This window comes from Streptomyces sp. NBC_00727, assembly GCF_045161745.1.
In the GTDB taxonomy this organism is placed as follows: domain Bacteria; phylum Actinomycetota; class Actinomycetes; order Streptomycetales; family Streptomycetaceae; genus Streptomyces.
Window position 1 is genome coordinate 900,759 of sequence record NZ_CP108981.1, and the last position, 15,889, is coordinate 916,647.

Consider the following 15,889-nt stretch of genomic DNA (forward strand, 5'->3'; position numbering starts at 1 on the left):
TCCTCACGGGGAGACCTCCAGGGGGCAGCATGACGGCCGAGACCGCAGACACCGCCGAGCCGGCCGACGGCACGAGCTGTCCGGACGGCCCGGCCGAACGGCGCAGGGAGCAGCGCGGCTGGTACTTCTACGACTTCGCGTGCTCCGTCTACTCGACGAGTGTCATCACGGTCTTCCTCGGCCCCTACCTGACCTCGGTCGCGAAGGCCGCGGCGGACCCCGACGGCTTCGTCCACCCGCTCGGCATCCCGGTCCGCGCCGGGTCGCTGTTCGCGTACTCGGTCTCCGCCTCACTTGTCCTGGCGATCGTCCTGATGCCCGTCGTGGGCGCGGCGGCCGACCGTACGGGGCGCAAGAAACCGCTCCTCGCGGCGGCCGCGTACACCGGGGCGGCCGCGACGACGGCGATGTTCTTCCTGGACGGTCAGCGCTATCTGCTCGGCGCCTTCCTGCTCATCGTGGCGAACGCGGCGACGGCGGTGGCGATGATGCTCTACAACGCGTACCTGCCGCAGATCGCCGAGCCCGAGGAGCGCGACGACGTCTCCTCGCGGGGCTGGGCGTTCGGTTACACGTCCGGGGCGCTGGTCCTCGTCCTCAATCTGATCCTCTACTCGGGCCACGACTCCTTCGGGCTCTCGGAGTCCCAGGCGGTACGGATCTGCCTGGCGTCGGCGGGCCTGTGGTGGGGCGTCTTCACGGTCATTCCGTTGCTCCGGCTGCGCGACCGCGCGGTGGCGAGGGGCGGGGCCCCGGCGGGTCCGGCCGGCCGGGGGGCGGTGGGCTCGGGGTGGCGGCAGCTGCGGGCCACGCTGGCCGACATGCGGCGCCATCCGCTGACCCTGTCCTTCCTGCTCGCGTACCTCGTCTACAACGACGGCGTGCAGACCGTGATCTCGCAGGCATCGGTGTACGGCTCCGAGGAGCTCGGCCTCGGCCAGTCGACGCTGATCACGGCGGTGCTGCTGGTGCAGGTGCTGGCGGTCGCCGGGGCGCTGGCGATGGGCCGGATGGCCAGGGTGTACGGCGCGAAGCACACGATCCTGGGCTCCCTGGCCGTATGGACGCTGATCCTGGTCGCCGGATACTTCCTGCCGGCCGGGTCGCCCGTCTTCTTCTACGTGCTCGCGGCGGCGATCGGGCTGGTGCTCGGCGGCAGCCAGGCGCTGTCGCGTTCGCTGTTCTCGCACCTGGTGCCGCTCGGGAAGGAGACCGAGTACTTCTCGGCGTACGAGATGAGCGACCGGGGGCTGAGCTGGCTGGGGCCCCTGGTGTTCGGTCTCGCGTACCAGCTGACCGGCAGCTACCGTGACGCGATCATCTCGCTGGTGGTCTTCTTCGTCGTCGGTTCGGTGCTGCTCGCCCGGGTCCCGGTCAGGCGAGCGGTGGCGGCGGCGGGAAACCCCGTACCCGAGCGGATTTAGACGTTGAAGTAAAAGGCCGGTAGTGTACGCCTTTGGCCTGCCCCGGGTGACCGTTACGGTGAGTGGAACTTCACGAACCGTTGGGTGACAACTTCCGTCAAAGGTGACAAACCGGGTATGGGCGGGTACTTGAACCCTGGGAAACCTGAAAATCAGCGGTTCGACGGGCGACGCATGACCGGCAACGGGAATCTTTGCCGCCGACCGGACGTTGACCGATTGACGACGACAGCGACACCTGTCCTGTGGGCGACAAGCCCGGGAGGCACGATTCATGAGTGAGCGAGCTCTCCGCGGCACGCGACTCGTGGTTACCAGCTACGAGACGGACCGCGGCATCGATCTGGCCCCGCGCCAGGCGGTGGAGTACGCATGCCAGAACGGACATCGATTCGAGATGCCCTTCTCGGTAGAGGCGGAAATTCCGCCGGAGTGGGAGTGCAAGGCGTGTGGCGCCCAGGCACTCCTGGTGGACGGGGACGGCCCCGAGGAGAAGAAGGGCAAGCCTGCGCGTACGCACTGGGACATGCTCATGGAGCGGCGTACGCGCGAGGAGCTGGAGGAAGTGCTGGCCGAGCGGCTGGCGGTCCTGCGCTCCGGGGCGATGAATATCGCTGTGCACCCCCGAGACAGCAGGAAGTCTGCTTGACCGGCTAGCACGGTTCCGCGACAAGCCGCGGGTTTCGGTACGTATGCGTGCCGGGCCCGCGGCTTTGTCGTGTCGTGGCGGCCCGTCCGGCCGAGGCCAAAGATGTCCTCAATCGCCGGACGGGCTTGATGTGGCTGGACGGGACCGCGGAAGAGCCGGACGGGCTTGGAAGGTCACGGCGTCAGCGGTGGGCGCGGCCCGTCGTTCGGGCCGGGGTTGCCGCGGGGCGGCTCGTCGCGGATGACCTCGCCCTGGACCACCTTGCCGTCGGGGCGGTGCATACGGGCCTGCTGGAAGGCGTCCGAGAAGCCGCCGGGGGCGGCGGCCGCGCGCATGCGCCGGTCCAGCGAGCGCTCCGCGTACCCGCTGAGTGCCTTACGCACCGGCGGCACCAGGAGCAGGAGCCCGGCCACGTCCGAGATCAGGCCGGGGATCATGATCAGCAGTCCGCCGAGCATCAGGAAGCCGTTGCCCCGGCTGCTCTCCGGAGCCGCAGGCGTGGAGCCGTCCGCGCCCGGCTGCCCCGGCATCCGCTGAAGCGTCTCCGTGAGGTTGCGGAACGCACGGCGGCCGGCCCGCTTGATCACCGCGGCGCCGAGGACGATCCCGGCGGCCAACAGGATCAGGACGGTCAGCCCGCCCGCGGTGTCCGCCACCAGGATCAGCAGCCAGATCTCCAGCACCGCCCAGGCGGCGACGGCGAGGGGTACGAAGGTCCGGGCGCGCGAGCGCCTGCGGGCGGTCGGGGGCGGTGTACCGGTCGTCATGCCCCCAGTGTGCCTGGCCACGCGTCCGTACGCCGTAAAAGGGTGAGTGGCCGGCTCAGGTCGTACGGCGGCCGAGCACCTTGTTCGTCCGGCTGGTGACGCCCCAGGCGGTCACCCGCCACAACGCCTCGACCAGGATGTCCTTGCTCATCTTGGAGTCGCCGGCCTCGCGGTCCACGAAGGTGATCGGCACCTCGACCACGTGGAAGCCGGCCTCGACCGCGCGGCGGGCCAGGTCGACCTGGAAGCAGTAGCCCTGCGAGGCGACCTCGTCCAGGCCGATGCCCTTGAGGGTCTCGGTGCGGAAGGCCCGGTAGCCGCCGGTGACGTCCCGGGTGCGCAGTCCGAGCATGAGCCGGGAGTACGTGCTGCCGCCGCGCGAGATGAACTCACGGGACTTGGGCCAGTTCACCACCCGGCCGCCGGGCACCCAGCGGGAACCGAGGACCAGGTCCGCGCCCTTGAGCGCGGTGAGCAGCCGGGGCAGCTCCTCGGGCTGGTGCGAGCCGTCGGCGTCCATCTCGACGAGGACGCCGTACTCGTGCTCCATGCCCCAGCGGAAGCCGGCGAGGTAGGCCGCGCCGAGCCCCTCCTTGCCCTTGCGGTGCAGCACGTGGACGTGGTCGTCGACGGCGGCCAGCTCGTCGGCGAGCTTGCCCGTGCCGTCGGGGCTGTTGTCGTCGGCGACCAGGATGTGGGCCTCCGGGACGGCGGCACGCACCCGGCTCACGATCGGCTTGATGTTCTCGGCCTCGTCGAAGGTCGGGATGATCACCAAGACACTGCCGAGCGGGCCGAATTGCCGCTGACCGCCGTCGTTCACTTACTGCCCCTCACGTCCGTACGCAGATGCACACCATATCGAGCGCGGCGGCGCGGAATGCCGACCCGGTGGGGGTGGCGCGGGAGCCGCGGCGGACAGAAGAGCGGAATCAGGGACAGAAGTGCGGATCGGGGCCCGGTGTCCTTCGGGCCGACCTGGGACCCGCTGGCTGCGGGTCGACCTAGAGCCGTTGTCTACTGAACGTCCGGGCCCCACCCGGGTCGCACCCTCCGTCCGGCTGAAACCTTCCCTCGCCCCCGAGGCGCGGGCGCTGAACCTGGCTGTCAGTGGTGGTGCGCCGGTGCGGCACACCACCCCGTGACCCAGCGGCGTTCGACGACTGCGTGGAGGCTTCACCGGTCGGACGTCCTGTGGTGGACTCGGCCGAACCTACCGGCCGATGGCCGCATTCTGTCAATAGTTGCCTGACCTGCATCGATTACCGAAATTGCCTGGTCAGTCCCGAAGATCCCCAGGTGGCGGAAGAGCCGGACCGCCTCCGATCGGCGGAGCGGCACATCCGCACGTCACTCGTTCGGCCTTACGTAGACAGTTTGTCCGAGGACGACCGTGCGCAGACACACCGGGAGGTCGACGCCGGGGCTGAGGTCCGGCAGTCCCGGCGTCCCGGACCGGGGATCGGTCGACCAGCGCGCGACCCGGTCGTCCGGAGCCTGGACCACCAGCTCGTCGGTCCGCCAGACCGCGTAGTCCGCCGGGGCACCGGGCACCAGGGTCCCCGCGTCGTCCCGGCCCACGGCCCGCCAGCCGCCCCGGGTGTGCGCGGTGAAGCCCGCCCGGACGGAGACGCGGTGCTCGGGCGTCCGGTGGAAGGCGGCGGCCCGTACGGTCCCCCACGGGTCCAGCGGGGTCACCGGGCTGTCGGAGCCGAAGGCGAGGGGCACACCGGCCCGCAGGAGCGCCGCGTACGGGTTGAGGGTGGCGGCCCGTGCGGCACCGAGGCGCTGGGCGTACATGCCCTCCTCGCCGCCCCACGCGGCGTCGAAGGCGGGCTGGACGGAGGCGGTGAGGCCCAGCTCCGCGAAGGCGGCGACGGTCTCGGGGGTGAGCATCTCCGCGTGCTCGACGCGGTGCCGGGCGGCGCGCACCCGGGTGAGGCCCACCTTCTCGGCCGCGGCCCTGATGCCGTCGACGACCGCCGTGAGGGCCGCGTCGCCGATGGCGTGGAAGCCCGCCTGGAGGCCCGCCTCGGTGCAGGCGGCTACGTGGGCCGCGATCTGCCCGGCGTCCAGGTGGGCGGTGCCGGAGTGCGGGGCGTCGGCGTACGGCTCGTGCAGGCAGGCGGTGTGCGAGCCGAGCGAACCGTCCACGAAGAGGTCGCCGGCCGCGCCCACCGCGCCGAGTTCGCGGACGCGCCGGGCGTCCTTCTCGTCGGTCACCTGCTGGGCCCAGTAGCCGAAGACCCGGGGGCCGGGCTGCTCGGCGGCGAGCTTCAGGAGCCCGGTGAAGTCCTCCTCGTCGGAGATGTCGGGCCCGCCGCACTCGTGGACCGTGCCGATACCCAGGGACGCGGCGTGGCGCAGGGCGGCCCGCTGGGCCTCGGCGCGCTGGGCGGGCGGCACGGCGTCGTGGGCGGCCGCGCGCACCGCGTGGTGGGCGGCGCCGGTCAGCGGGCCCTCGGGGTGGTAGCCGGCCATCGCGGTGACACCGGGGACGAGGTCGAGCAGGGCGGTGGTGACGGCCGCCGAGTGCACGTCGATCCGGGGCAGGTAGACGGGCCGGCCGGCCGCCGCCTCGTCGAGTTCGGCGCGCGAGGGCGGGCGTTGCTCGGGCCAGCGGGTGGCGTCCCAGCCGTGGCCGAGGACGACCCGGCCGGCGGGGTGCGCGCAGACGTGGGCGCGGACGAGGGCGAGGGCGTCGCCCAGGGTGCGGGCGCGGGAAAGGTCGAGTCCGGTGAGGGCCAGGCCGGTCGACGAGGTGTGGACGTGGGCGTCGGTGAACGCGGGGGTGACCAGGGCCCCTTCGAGGTCGATCACCTCGTCGACGCCGCTCGCGAAGGCGTCGGCGGCCCCTTCGGAGCCCACCCAGGCGACATGGCCGCGTTCGACCACCATGGCGGTGGCGAAGGGGTCGGCGGGGCTGTGGACTTCTCCACCGCGCAGCAGCACGGTGCGGTGTTCGCTCTGGGGGGCGGTGCTCTCGGTCATGGGGACCAGTCTCCCGCCTGCCGGGCCCTCCCCCGTGCGCACCCCCTAGATCTGCGGCGGGCGTGCCTCGTACGGGGTCGACAGGACGACCGTGGTGCGGGTGGAGACGCCGGCGAGGGAGCGGATGCGGGTGAGCAGGTTCTCCAGCTCCAGGGGGGTGGCCACGCGCACCTTGAGGATGTAGTTCTCGTCGCCGGCGACGCTGTGGCACGCCTCCAGCTCGGGGACTCCGGCGAGGCGTTCGGCGATGTCGTCCGGGGCGCTCGGGTCGAAGGGCTTGACCGAGATGAACGCGGTCAGCGGCAGGCCGACCGCCTCGGGGTCGACGACCGCGGCATAGCCCCGGATCACCCCGCGCTGCTCCAGCCTGCGGACGCGCTGATGAACCGCCGAGGTGGACAGGCCGGTGGCCTTGCCCAGGTCGGTGTAGCTCATCCGCCCGTCCTTGACGAGCAACTCCACGATGTGACGGTCCAGCTCCTCCATATGGATCAATCTATGGCCATGAGTCGTTCCCGGCACAGCTGCCCAGCCCTTGGGACGGCACCTGCGGCGGGCATGTGACCAACGCCACAGGTTTACGCGCCAGTAGTGGGACACGGAACGGTTACGGCCGATCGGCGGCGGGAAGTGCTTGCTGTGGCCGAGGCCACAGCGTTCTGTCGGCCCATCCGAGGGGGGATTTCCCATGCCAAGCCTGAAGCTCACCGCGCGCACCGAACCGGAGCCTGTTGATCCGTTCGACGACGCCGCTCCCGACGTGTACGACATCTTCGAGATGCACCGGGTGGTCTGCCCGGACTGCGCGCAGCCCATCGCGCTCCTCGCGGACGAGGACGTGCTCCCGGAGCACGCTCTGTGCCCGTCCCCGTGGAATCCGTTCGTGCTCACCGTGTGCCCCGGCACGGGGCGTGCCGCCGGGGACCGGCCCGCGGAGGCGGACGGTGCGCAGGAGCAGGAGACCGCCCTGCTGCTGACGCTTCCACAGGGGCTCGACTGGCGGACGCAGCCGTTCTCGCACGCCGGCGGGGCGGGCTCCCGCCCGATCCGGGTGCCCCGCCAGGTCCGGCGCGAGGCCGCCTGAGGCTCCTCTTCCCGAACGTGCGGCCGGGGTGCGAGAGCGGCCCGGCAGCCGGGGAGAACCGGGTGAACATTCGCCCGAATCGAACAGCCAGTGACCCCGCTGCGCCGCTTGGCGTTGGCCCGGTATGACCCTGCTGCACCCCACGGCCGGCCCCGGTCGCCGCCGTCTCGCCGCTCCGGCCCCCGAAGAATCGGTTCCGCAGCCCGGCTCCGTACCGGCTTCGCAGTCCGAACCGCCGCGCTCGGTTCCGCGCGCGGTGCCCCACTCGACGGATCCGCCGATCTACCGTGCGCTGCTGCGGCACTGGGAGAGCACCGGCCGGACCCTGCCGGGCCGCCATGACCAGGACTGGAACCGGATCATGACGACACCCGTGTGGTCGGAGCGCCCGCTGCGGGTCAGCGGGACTCAGGGCCCGCGAGGTGGCGGGCGATGACCATCCGCTGAATCTGGTTGGTGCCCTCGACGATCTGGAGCACCTTGGCCTCGCGCATGAGGCGTTCGACGGGGAAGTCCTGCGTGTAGCCGTAGCCGCCGAGCACCTGGACGGCGTCGATGGTCACCTGCATCGCGGCGTCCGTGCAGAAGAGCTTGGCCATGGCGGCCTGGCGTGAGAAGGGGCGGCCGGCGTCCCTCAGCCGGGCGGCCTCCAGGTAGAGCGCACGGCCGGCCTCGATCCGGGTGGCCATGTCGGCGAGCATGAAGCGCAGCCCCTGGAAGTCCGCGATGGGGCGGCCGAACTGCTTGCGGCCGGTGGCGTAGCCGAGGGCCTCGTTCAGCGCGGCCTGGGCCACGCCGATGGCGCAGGCGGCGATGCCGAGCCGGCCGGAGTCGAGGGCGGACAGGGCGATGGCGAAGCCCTGGCCCTCGTCGCCGATGCGGCGGGCGTCGGGGACGCGCACGCCGTCGAAGTGCAGCTGGGCGGTGGGCGAGCCCTTCATGCCCATCTTCTTCTCGGGGACGGCCGCGCTCAGCCCGGCGGCGTCGCCGGGGACGAGGAAGGCGGTGATGCCGCGGGCGCCCTCGACGCCGGTGCGGGCCAGCACGGTGTAGAAGTCGGCGATGCCGCCGTGCGTGATCCACGCCTTGGTGCCGGTGACGACCCAGTCGTCGCCGTCCCGTACGGCCTTGGTGCGCAGCGAGGCGGCGTCGGAGCCGGAGGCGGGCTCGGAGAGGCAGTAGGCGCCGAGCAGGCCGCCGGAGAGCATCGCCGGGAGGTGTTCGGTCCGCTGGTCCTTGGTTCCGTAGCCGGCGAGCGCGTGGCAGGCGAGGGAGTGGACGCTGACGCCGAGGCCGACGGTGAGCCGGGCGGCGCTGAGCTCTTCGAGGACCTGGAGGTAGACCTCGTACGGCTGGTCGCCGCCGCCGTGTTCGGAGTCGTAGGGCAGTCCGAGCAGACCGGACTCGGAGAGCAGGGTGAAGACCTCGCGGGGGAAGCGGCCGGCTTCCTCCTCCTCGGCGGCCCGCGGCGCGATCTCCCGCTGGACGATGTCGCGCACGAGGTCGATGAGCTGGTTGGACTCCTCGGTGGGCAGTCGGCGTTCGACCCACTGCGGGGCACGGTCGGACATGACGGCGCTCTCCTCCCTGTCGGGCGTTGCGGCGGTCGCGCGCGCGGGGTGTGAGCGGCGCCGCCGGGGGGATCTCCGGGCGATGCCCGAAATCACTGCTGCCCAGCCGATGTTGCCCTCCCGGATTACGAGAGGCGCAGGCAGGCGGCTGTGGCGGGTCGAGTATGCCCGATCGGACGGTATCCGTCACCGGTTGACCGGACATACGGATCGACGGACTTCGCGGGGCACAGCGATCATCGATATTGGTCCGAACCATTGACCCAACTGGTCTAGTCCACCTACGGTTCCCGGCGAACCGGCTTTCCGCGTTCATGCCAACTCTGTACGAGCGCCGGAAGCCGGTCGTCCACTGGCACGTCCCCTCCCCCACGAGGAGCAACCATGACCGGACCGCATCGCCCGGGAGCCCGTCTCCGGGCTGTCGCCGCTGCCGCGTGTACCGCCGCCCTGGGCGCGGCCCTGCTCGGCGTCGCCGGCACCGGCTCCGCCGGCGCGGCCCCCGCCGCGCCCCGGACCGCCGCACCGGCATCAGCACCCGCCGCCCCCACAGCGGCCGGTGACAAGGTGGTCGGATACTTCACCAACTGGGGTGTCTACCAGCGCGATTACCACGTCAAGAACATCGAGACCTCCGGCTCGGCCGTCAAGCTCACGCACATCAACTACGCCTTCGGCAACGTCCAGGGCGGCAAGTGCACCATCGGCGACTCGTACGCCGACTACGAGAAGGCGTACACCGCCGACCAGTCCGTCGACGGCGTCGCCGACACCTGGGACCAGGAGCTGCGCGGCAACTTCAACCAGCTGCGCAAGCTGAAGAAGCTGCACCCGGACCTGAAGGTCATCTGGTCGTTCGGCGGCTGGACCTGGTCCGGCGGCTTCGGTGAGGCCGCGAAGAACCCGGCCGCGTTCGCCGATTCCTGCTACGACCTGGTCGAGGACCCGCGGTGGGCCGATGTGTTCGACGGCATCGACATCGACTGGGAGTACCCCAACGCCTGCGGCCTGACCTGTGACACCAGCGGCCGGGACGCCTACGGCAACCTGCTCTCGGCGCTGCGTACGAAGTTCGGCGGCGACAACCTGGTCACCTCGGCGATCAGCGCGGACGGCTCCGACGGCGGCAAGCTGGACGCCGTCGACTACGGCGGCGCGGCGAAGTACGTCGACTGGTACAACCCGATGACGTACGACTTCTTCGGTGCCTGGGACGCGAAGGGCCCGACCGCCCCGCACTCGCCGCTCACCTCCTACGAGGGCATCCCCAAGGAGGGCTTCAACAGCGAGGCGGCCATCGACAAGCTGAAGGCGCAGGGCGTCCCGGCCTCGAAGCTGCTGCTCGGCATCGGCTTCTACGGGCGCGGCTGGACGGGTGTCACGCAGGACGAGCCGGGCGGTACGGCGACCGGCGCGGCCCCCGGCACGTACGAGGCGGGCATCGAGGACTACAAGGTCCTCCAGAACACCTGCCCCACCACGGGCACCGTCGCGGGCACGGCGTACGCGCACTGCGGCACCGACTGGTGGAGCTACGACACCCCCGCCACCATCGGCACCAAGATGGCGTACAAGGACCAGCAGGGCCTGGGCGGCACCTTCTTCTGGGAGCTGAGCGGTGACACCACCGACGGCGAGCTGATCAAGGCGATCGACTGAGCCGGTAGCGCGGTGAACGCCGGGGGCGGGGAGCCGGTCGGGCCCCCGCCCCCGGCGTACGTACTAGAGCAGGCCGAGCTGGGTGACGAGCATGGCGACCACGACCACGAGGGTCCAGCCCATCACGTGCTCCAGCAGCTTGGGTCCGTCGTCGGGGCCACCGGTGCGGGCTCGGCGGCGGGCGGCGGTGAGGGTGGCGGCAGTCGCGCTCATGGCATCTCGTTCGGTCGGCCGGCAGAAGGTGTACCCAGCACCCGGCCGGGACCCGACCACCGTGCCAGCCCGGGGCGCAGCTGGGTAGAGACGCTCGTCACCCCCCCGGACCGCCCGCCGGGACCGGCGGGACGCCTACAGCCGCCGGAGCCCGGCACCAGGCGGGCGCGGGGCGGCCGGGGGCGTGCGGGGACGGGCTCCGGCTGTGCCCGACACCACAGAGCGGCCCACCCCGCGGCGCCCGGTGCGGGGCGGCGGTCCGCGCCGCACCGGCGAAGGGACTCTCCGGGGTGGCTCCGACACGACCGGTGACCTCACGACACTGCCGCTGTGTCATACTCGACCCCCAACTCACCACTGCACAGGCCGCATTGACCGCATGCCGAGAGGGGTCCGCGAGATGGTGCTGGAGTCGCCGGAGTGGCGCGTGGTCATCGCGTCGGACTCCCGGGCGCCGGAGGACGTGCACACGGAACTGAGCCGTGGGGCCACCTGGGGCGACGGCGTGTCGGTGGCGTTGCGGCAGCCCCGGTCGAGGTTCCGCACGACCGACCCGGCGGTCCTGGTGGCGACCGTCGCGGCCGTGAGTTCCGCCCTGACCGCGCTGGTGAGCGGGATCCTGAGCCGCGTCTCGGCCCGGGAGGGACAGCGCATCGTGATCGAGTTCGCCTCCGGGGCCCGGCTAGAAGTCCCGGCCGGTATCGAACCGGCCGAACTGAACCGGATGCTCGACCGGATCACCGCGGACCCCCAGCGGATCCGACTGCCCTGAGGTGAGGGGTGTCTTCGGTGCATTCCCCCGGAGCAGCGGATTCCCACGGTCGGGCGGCCACGGCCGCCTGGGACCGGTTCGAGCACACCCGGTCCCTCGCGGAACTGAACGAGGCGGTCTCCTCCTTCCGCGCGGCCGTCACGGCGCTCTCCCCGGACGACGCGGGCCGGGTGCCGCATCTCCACGACCTCCTCGCCGTGACGCTTCTGCGGTTCAACGAAACCCGGGAGCCGGCGGACCTGGACCGTGCCATCGCCGCCGGACAGGAGGCCGTGTCCCTGGCCCGGACGAACGTCCGCTGCCTCGCGGCGCTCGGGGCCGTGTTCCTGGAGCGGTTCAAGGTGTCCGAGCGGAAGGACGACCTGGACGATGCGGTCCGCCTCGCCCGGATCGCGGTGTCCCTGCCGCCCGCGCAGATCTCGGACGGCCGCAGAGCGCTGGAGAGCCTCGGCGCCGCGCTCGGCGAGCGGTTCGGCTTCCTCGGATCGGTCGAGGACCTGGAGGAGTCGATCGCCCTCGAACGGTCGGCGGTCGCGCTGAGCCGTCCGGGCACCGCCCGCAAAACCGCGCTCCACCAGCTGGCGCGGAGCCTGGGCCGGCTCGTCGAGGCCACCGGGCGCGCCGAGGCCCTGGAAGAGGCCGTGGTCCTGGCCCGGCGCGCCGCCCGTGCCCGCCCCCGTGAGGGGAGTTTCCAGGCCCAGTGCCTGCACGGCCTCTCCCGGGCCCTCGTCGACCACTGCGAGCTGACCGGATCGGCGGAGGGCCTGGACGAGGCCCTGGCGAGCAGCCGCGAGGCACTCGGCATGACGCCCGAGGGCCGGCCGGTCCGGGATACGTATCTGGCCCAGCTCGTCCACGGACTGTCGCTCCAGGGCCGGCTCTCGGGGGACACCGCCCCTCTGGACGAGGCCGTGCGCCTCGCGCGGACGGCCGGGAGCCGCACGGCTGACGGCTCCCGGCCCGCATCGGCGGCCGGCCGCGACGGGATCCTCGTATCGGCCCTTGAGCGCAGAAACCGGTGGACCGGCGCGGTCGCCGATCTGGACGAAGCCGTCGCGCTCTGCCGTGCTGCCCTGGGCCCCGCGAACGAGGATCCGCGACAGCGGGAGGTCTACTCCGGCGTGCTGTCCACCCTGCTGTACCAGCGCTACCGGCAGACCGGGTCCCTCGGGGACCTGAACGAGGCGGTCCAGGTCCAGCGCGCGGTGCTGGGCATGCCGTCCATCGACCGCCGAGGCCGGGCCAGGGCGCTCAACGCGCTGGGACTGCTGCTCTGGGAACGGTCCCGGCGCAGCGACGGCCCCGGCGACGTCGACGAGGCGATCGCCTGCGGGCGTGAGGCCGTGGCGACCGGCGTCCACCGGGCCGACCGGGCGATGTGCCTGTCCAACCTCGGGAACGCCCTGATGGCGAGGTTCGAGCGCGGCGGCCGGCTGGAGGATCTCGACGAGGGCATCGAGGTGACCCGCGGCGCCGTGGCCGCGGCCCACTTCCAGGACGAGGATCTGGCCCGGTACTGCTCGAATCTGGCTTACGCCCTGGGGCTGCGGTACGAACGGACCGGGGGCGGGGAGGACCTGGACGAGGCCGTCGCGGCGGGCCGCAGGAGCGTCGCGCTGATCTCCGGTACGCATCCCGAGCGGGCCAGGTTCCTCGTCAATCTCGCCGGTGTGCTGCGGGCCCGCTACACGCACACGGGCATCCCGGACGACCGGAGAGCCGCCACGGCGGCTCGTGTCGAGGCCACGGCCGTGAAGGCGGCGCCGGTCCGGCAGCGCCTGGGCGCGGCCCGGCTGGCCGCGGCCGACCTGGTGGCCTCCGGCGATCTGCCCGGCGCGACGGATCTGCTCGTGGAGGCGGTGCGGCTGCTGCCGGAGGCGAGTCCCCGGCGGCTGGTCCGCAGTGACCAGGAGCACGCGCTGGGTGGTCTGGCCGGACTGGCCCTCGAAGCGGCGTCGCTCGTCCTGGCCGACGACCGGATTCCCGGGGCCGACCGCCCGGGCCGGGCGCTCAGTCTGCTGGAGGCCGGGCGCGGCGTGCTCATCAGCCAGACGCTCGACGGCCGCGACGATCTGTCCGCGCTCCGCCGCAGCGATCCGGACCTGGCCGCGCGCTTCGCCGGACTACGGGAACAGCTGGACCGGTTCACGGAGTCCGAGTTCTCCTCAGGGGCCGTGGCGTCCAGTGCGGATCCGGCCGCTCCGGCCGTCGGCGGTCCCCGCGAAAGGCCTCGACTCGCCGCCGAGTTCGCCGCGACGCTGGCCCGGATCAGATCGCTGGACGGCTTCGGTTCCTTCGGTCTGCCGCCGCGTCCCGAGGAACTGCTCGACGCCGCGGAGGCCGGGCCGGTGGTGGTCCTCAACGTCAGCGCCTACGGCAGCCACGCCCTGTTGCTCACCCGGACCGGCGTCACCGCGCTGCCGCTGCCGGGCCTCGGCGAGGAGGAACTCGGCGAGCGCGTTTCCGCGTTCCTCTCGGCCCGTCAGTCGGTCCTGATGGGGAACCCGGCCGAGGAGCAGCGGGGCGAGGCCCGGATGCTATCCGTACTGGAATGGCTGTGGGACGCCGCGGCGGGTCCCGTGCTGGCCGCCCTCGGATACCGGGGCCGGCCCCCGGAATCCGCCGCCGAAGGGGAACCGGCCGCATGGGACCGGGTCTGGTGGGTCCCATGCGGCCTGCTGAGCCTGCTGCCCGTCCACGCAGCGGGCCACCACCGCACGGCCCGTGCGGAGCAGTGTCCGCGAACGGTCATCGACCGGGTGGTCTCCTCCTACACCCCGTCGCTGCGGGCGCTCATCCACACCCGGCAATCCGCCCGTACCGCCGCCGCCACCGGATCCGCGCCGGAGCCTCATGTCCTGGCGGTGGCGATGCCGACCACGCCGGGACTTCCCGGTCTGGGCCGCCTGCCGTTCGTGGCGGAGGAGGTCGGGGTGGTGCGCCGGCACTTCCCCCGCCTCACACTGCTCGCCGCCCAGGACGCCGGCCTGGGCGGCATCGAGGCGCCGACCAGGCGTTCCGTACTGGAGCGCCTGCCCGGCCACCCGATCGCGCACTTCTCCTGCCACGGCGCCAGCGATCCCGTCCGGCCCTCGCACAGCCGGCTGCTGCTCCAGGACCACGCGAGCGCACCGCTGACCGCCGCGAGCGTCACGCCGGTGGCGCTCGACGGTGCGCGGCTCGCCTACCTGTCGGCGTGCAGCACGGCGGCGACCGGGCCGGTGCGGCTCCTCGACGAGTCGATCCATCTCGCGTCCGCGTTCCAGCTCGCCGGCTACTCGCACGTCATCAGCACGCTCTGGGAGATCGACGACCAGCTCTCCGTGCGGGTCGCCGACGACTTCTACACCCGGCTCCGCAGCGCCGGCGGCGGCTTCGCCCTGGGCGGTGCCGCGTACGCCCTGCACCACTCCGTCCGCCGTGCTCGCGACGGAATCGGCGCTTCGGATGCCGACGGCGCGGCCCCGGGGCCGTTCTTCTGGGCCTCCTACGTCCACATCGGGGTCTGAGCCGCCGCCCTCACTCCTCGTCCTCGTCGGGCCCGGTCAGGTGCGTCTCGAACCAGCCGGCGCGCTCCCGCGGACACGCCGCCCGCAGAAGTCCCAGTGCCCGGTGCACCGCGTCGGTTTCGTAGCCGGACGGGATCAGGCCCCGCGACAGCAGGACGTTGAGCGTGTATCCGGCCGGGCCGTCGCCCAGCCGCCAGAAGACCCGCGCGGCCTCCTCCTTGACGTGGGACGCGGCCGTGGGACGCGCCAGCAGGTCGGCGAGCGAGGCGAAGTTCAGCATGTTGTCCGGCGGTGCGCTGCGCAGGCACTGGAGGACCACATCGGGGTTGGGATGGTGGAGGAAGACGTTGATCCAGCTGGCGCGCAGAAGGCCCTGGGCCCGCTCCCCGCTGCCGATGTAGCTCAGGTAGTCGCTGTCGTCCGGCCAGAGGTACGGCAGGCTCTTCCGGCTCAGAAGGCCCGGGACGTCGATGCTCCACGGAACGCGCAGCGGTGCCATGCCCCACAGTTCGTCCCCCAGGGGGTCGTACGGCAACGTGACCATGTTCTCGGCATCGGGCCCGGCCGCCTTCCCCAGGTGCGACCGCCCGACGGTGCCCACCTCCATCCGGGTCGACACCTTTCCGCCACAGGCCAGGCACGCCGGCGCACGGGCGCTCCCCCGGACGCTCGCCAGCCCGCTGCACACGGCGCACTGGAGCAGCGCACAGGGGTCGCAGCGGAACCCGCCCCCGGTCTTCACCAGCCCGGCGAGTTCGGCATATGTGCTGTACGACGTGACCGTGCCCTTCATCTCGTCGTTCAGCGGAATCACACTGGGCACGACCACGCAGCCGCACCAGGCGCACCGCGTGCTCGACGGTGTGGGGCTCTGGCTCCGGGGGCGCTCCGCCAGCTCGATCGTCGCGCCGTCGGCCTCACGGAACAGATAGATGAGGTCCCGGCCGAAGTTCCCCTCCGGCGTCTCCACGATGACGTAGACGAGTTCGTCCCGCACGGGCGTGCTGCGGAGAAAGTCCAGCGCGGCCTGCCGGCCCGGCCCGGTGTGGACGTGGTAGGTGGCTCTGTCGCTCTTCTCGGTGTGCTTGAAGCGCACGGCGGAACCGAGTCCGTCGTTGTTCCCGCGCCCGAGGAAAGACATACGGCCCTCCGAGGTAGATCCCGAACCACCATGCGTTGTTCCAGGCGCGGCTCCCCGGCGACGGCTGTCCCGTTGAACATTTCCATCAGCCCGCTCTTCCGCGGGGGTC

At 72.1% G+C, this 15,889-nt stretch carries 13 protein-coding genes; 6 read left to right on the forward strand and 7 right to left on the reverse strand.

What is annotated here, in order from left to right; genetic code table 11:
- The first annotated feature begins 29 nt into the window (after positions 1-29).
- Both OG242_RS03790 and OG242_RS03795 read left to right on the forward strand, forming a co-directional pair.
- Positions 30-1,424, forward strand: coding sequence for an MFS transporter (locus OG242_RS03790; RefSeq protein WP_405896788.1), 1,395 nt, complete (start codon positions 30-32; stop codon positions 1,422-1,424).
- 274 nt (positions 1,425-1,698) lie between these two features.
- Positions 1,699-2,073 (forward strand): RNA polymerase-binding protein RbpA, encoded by a 375-nt coding sequence (locus tag OG242_RS03795; RefSeq protein ID WP_003959706.1) that lies wholly within the window; start codon positions 1,699-1,701, stop codon positions 2,071-2,073.
- 173 nt (positions 2,074-2,246) lie between these two features.
- Here the strand turns inward: OG242_RS03795 and fxsA are convergent, their stop codons facing one another.
- The 4 genes from fxsA to OG242_RS03815 form a co-directional block, all read right to left on the reverse strand.
- Positions 2,247-2,840 (reverse strand): FxsA family membrane protein, encoded by a 594-nt coding sequence (gene fxsA, locus OG242_RS03800; protein ID WP_405896789.1) that lies wholly within the window; start codon positions 2,838-2,840, stop codon positions 2,247-2,249.
- Between the two features lie 55 nt (positions 2,841-2,895).
- Positions 2,896-3,663 (reverse strand): polyprenol monophosphomannose synthase, encoded by a 768-nt coding sequence (locus OG242_RS03805; RefSeq protein ID WP_405896790.1) that lies wholly within the window; start codon positions 3,661-3,663, stop codon positions 2,896-2,898.
- Positions 3,664-4,190: 527 nt separating this feature from the next.
- On the reverse strand, positions 4,191-5,831 hold the full coding sequence (locus OG242_RS03810) for an amidohydrolase (RefSeq protein ID WP_405896791.1): 1,641 nt from the start codon (positions 5,829-5,831) through the stop codon (positions 4,191-4,193).
- 45 nt (positions 5,832-5,876) lie between these two features.
- On the reverse strand, positions 5,877-6,317 hold the full coding sequence (locus OG242_RS03815; protein ID WP_018103953.1) for an Lrp/AsnC family transcriptional regulator: 441 nt from the start codon (positions 6,315-6,317) through the stop codon (positions 5,877-5,879).
- 202 nt (positions 6,318-6,519) lie between these two features.
- Here OG242_RS03815 and OG242_RS03820 point away from each other — a divergent pair, with 202 nt between their 5' ends.
- On the forward strand, positions 6,520-6,915 hold the full coding sequence (locus OG242_RS03820) for a hypothetical protein (protein WP_405896792.1): 396 nt from the start codon (positions 6,520-6,522) through the stop codon (positions 6,913-6,915).
- 398 nt (positions 6,916-7,313) lie between these two features.
- Here OG242_RS03820 and OG242_RS03825 read toward each other — a convergent pair whose 3' ends face one another.
- Positions 7,314-8,486, reverse strand: a complete 1,173-nt coding sequence (locus OG242_RS03825; RefSeq protein ID WP_405896793.1) for an acyl-CoA dehydrogenase family protein — start codon at positions 8,484-8,486, stop codon at positions 7,314-7,316.
- 384 nt (positions 8,487-8,870) lie between these two features.
- Here OG242_RS03825 and OG242_RS03830 point away from each other — a divergent pair, with 384 nt between their 5' ends.
- The gene (locus OG242_RS03830; RefSeq protein ID WP_405896794.1) at positions 8,871-10,145 is read left to right on the forward strand and encodes a glycoside hydrolase family 18 protein; all 1,275 of its coding nucleotides are present in this window, start codon (positions 8,871-8,873) and stop codon (positions 10,143-10,145) included.
- 63 nt (positions 10,146-10,208) lie between these two features.
- Here the strand turns inward: OG242_RS03830 and OG242_RS03835 are convergent, their stop codons facing one another.
- A complete protein-coding gene (locus tag OG242_RS03835) occupies positions 10,209-10,358 on the reverse strand; it encodes an SCO1431 family membrane protein (protein WP_107468448.1) in 150 nt (49 codons plus the stop codon).
- 379 nt (positions 10,359-10,737) lie between these two features.
- On the opposite strand from OG242_RS03835, the gene OG242_RS03840 reads away from it, so the two are divergent.
- Both OG242_RS03840 and OG242_RS03845 read left to right on the forward strand, forming a co-directional pair.
- On the forward strand, positions 10,738-11,130 hold the full coding sequence (locus OG242_RS03840) for a hypothetical protein (protein WP_405896795.1): 393 nt from the start codon (positions 10,738-10,740) through the stop codon (positions 11,128-11,130).
- 17 nt (positions 11,131-11,147) lie between these two features.
- Positions 11,148-14,639, forward strand: a complete 3,492-nt coding sequence (locus tag OG242_RS03845) for a CHAT domain-containing protein (protein ID WP_405896796.1) — start codon at positions 11,148-11,150, stop codon at positions 14,637-14,639.
- Positions 14,640-14,649: 10 nt separating this feature from the next.
- On the opposite strand, the gene OG242_RS03850 is transcribed toward OG242_RS03845, so the two are convergent.
- Positions 14,650-15,780: a hypothetical protein gene (locus OG242_RS03850; protein ID WP_405896797.1), complete on the reverse strand. Its 1,131-nt coding sequence runs from the start codon at positions 15,778-15,780 to the stop codon at positions 14,650-14,652.
- Between the last annotated feature and the right edge of the window lie 109 nt (positions 15,781-15,889).

Excerpts from the sequence above, each read along its gene's own strand:
- OG242_RS03850 (WP_405896797.1), bottom strand. The coding sequence starts at position 15,780 with ATGTCTTTCCTCGGGCGCGGGAACAACGACGGACTCGGTTCCGCCGTG.
- OG242_RS03810 (WP_405896791.1), bottom strand. The coding sequence starts at position 5,831 with ATGACCGAGAGCACCGCCCCCCAGAGCGAACACCGCACCGTGCTGCTG.
- OG242_RS03795 (WP_003959706.1), top strand. The coding sequence starts at position 1,699 with ATGAGTGAGCGAGCTCTCCGCGGCACGCGACTCGTGGTTACCAGCTAC.
- OG242_RS03790 (WP_405896788.1), top strand. The coding sequence starts at position 30 with ATGACGGCCGAGACCGCAGACACCGCCGAGCCGGCCGACGGCACGAGC.
- OG242_RS03815 (WP_018103953.1), bottom strand. The coding sequence starts at position 6,317 with ATGGAGGAGCTGGACCGTCACATCGTGGAGTTGCTCGTCAAGGACGGG.
- OG242_RS03820 (WP_405896792.1), top strand. The coding sequence starts at position 6,520 with ATGCCAAGCCTGAAGCTCACCGCGCGCACCGAACCGGAGCCTGTTGAT.
- OG242_RS03830 (WP_405896794.1), top strand. The coding sequence starts at position 8,871 with ATGACCGGACCGCATCGCCCGGGAGCCCGTCTCCGGGCTGTCGCCGCT.
- OG242_RS03825 (WP_405896793.1), bottom strand. The coding sequence starts at position 8,486 with ATGTCCGACCGTGCCCCGCAGTGGGTCGAACGCCGACTGCCCACCGAG.
- OG242_RS03840 (WP_405896795.1), top strand. The coding sequence starts at position 10,738 with ATGCCGAGAGGGGTCCGCGAGATGGTGCTGGAGTCGCCGGAGTGGCGC.
- fxsA (WP_405896789.1), bottom strand. The coding sequence starts at position 2,840 with ATGACGACCGGTACACCGCCCCCGACCGCCCGCAGGCGCTCGCGCGCC.
- OG242_RS03835 (WP_107468448.1), bottom strand. The coding sequence starts at position 10,358 with ATGAGCGCGACTGCCGCCACCCTCACCGCCGCCCGCCGCCGAGCCCGC.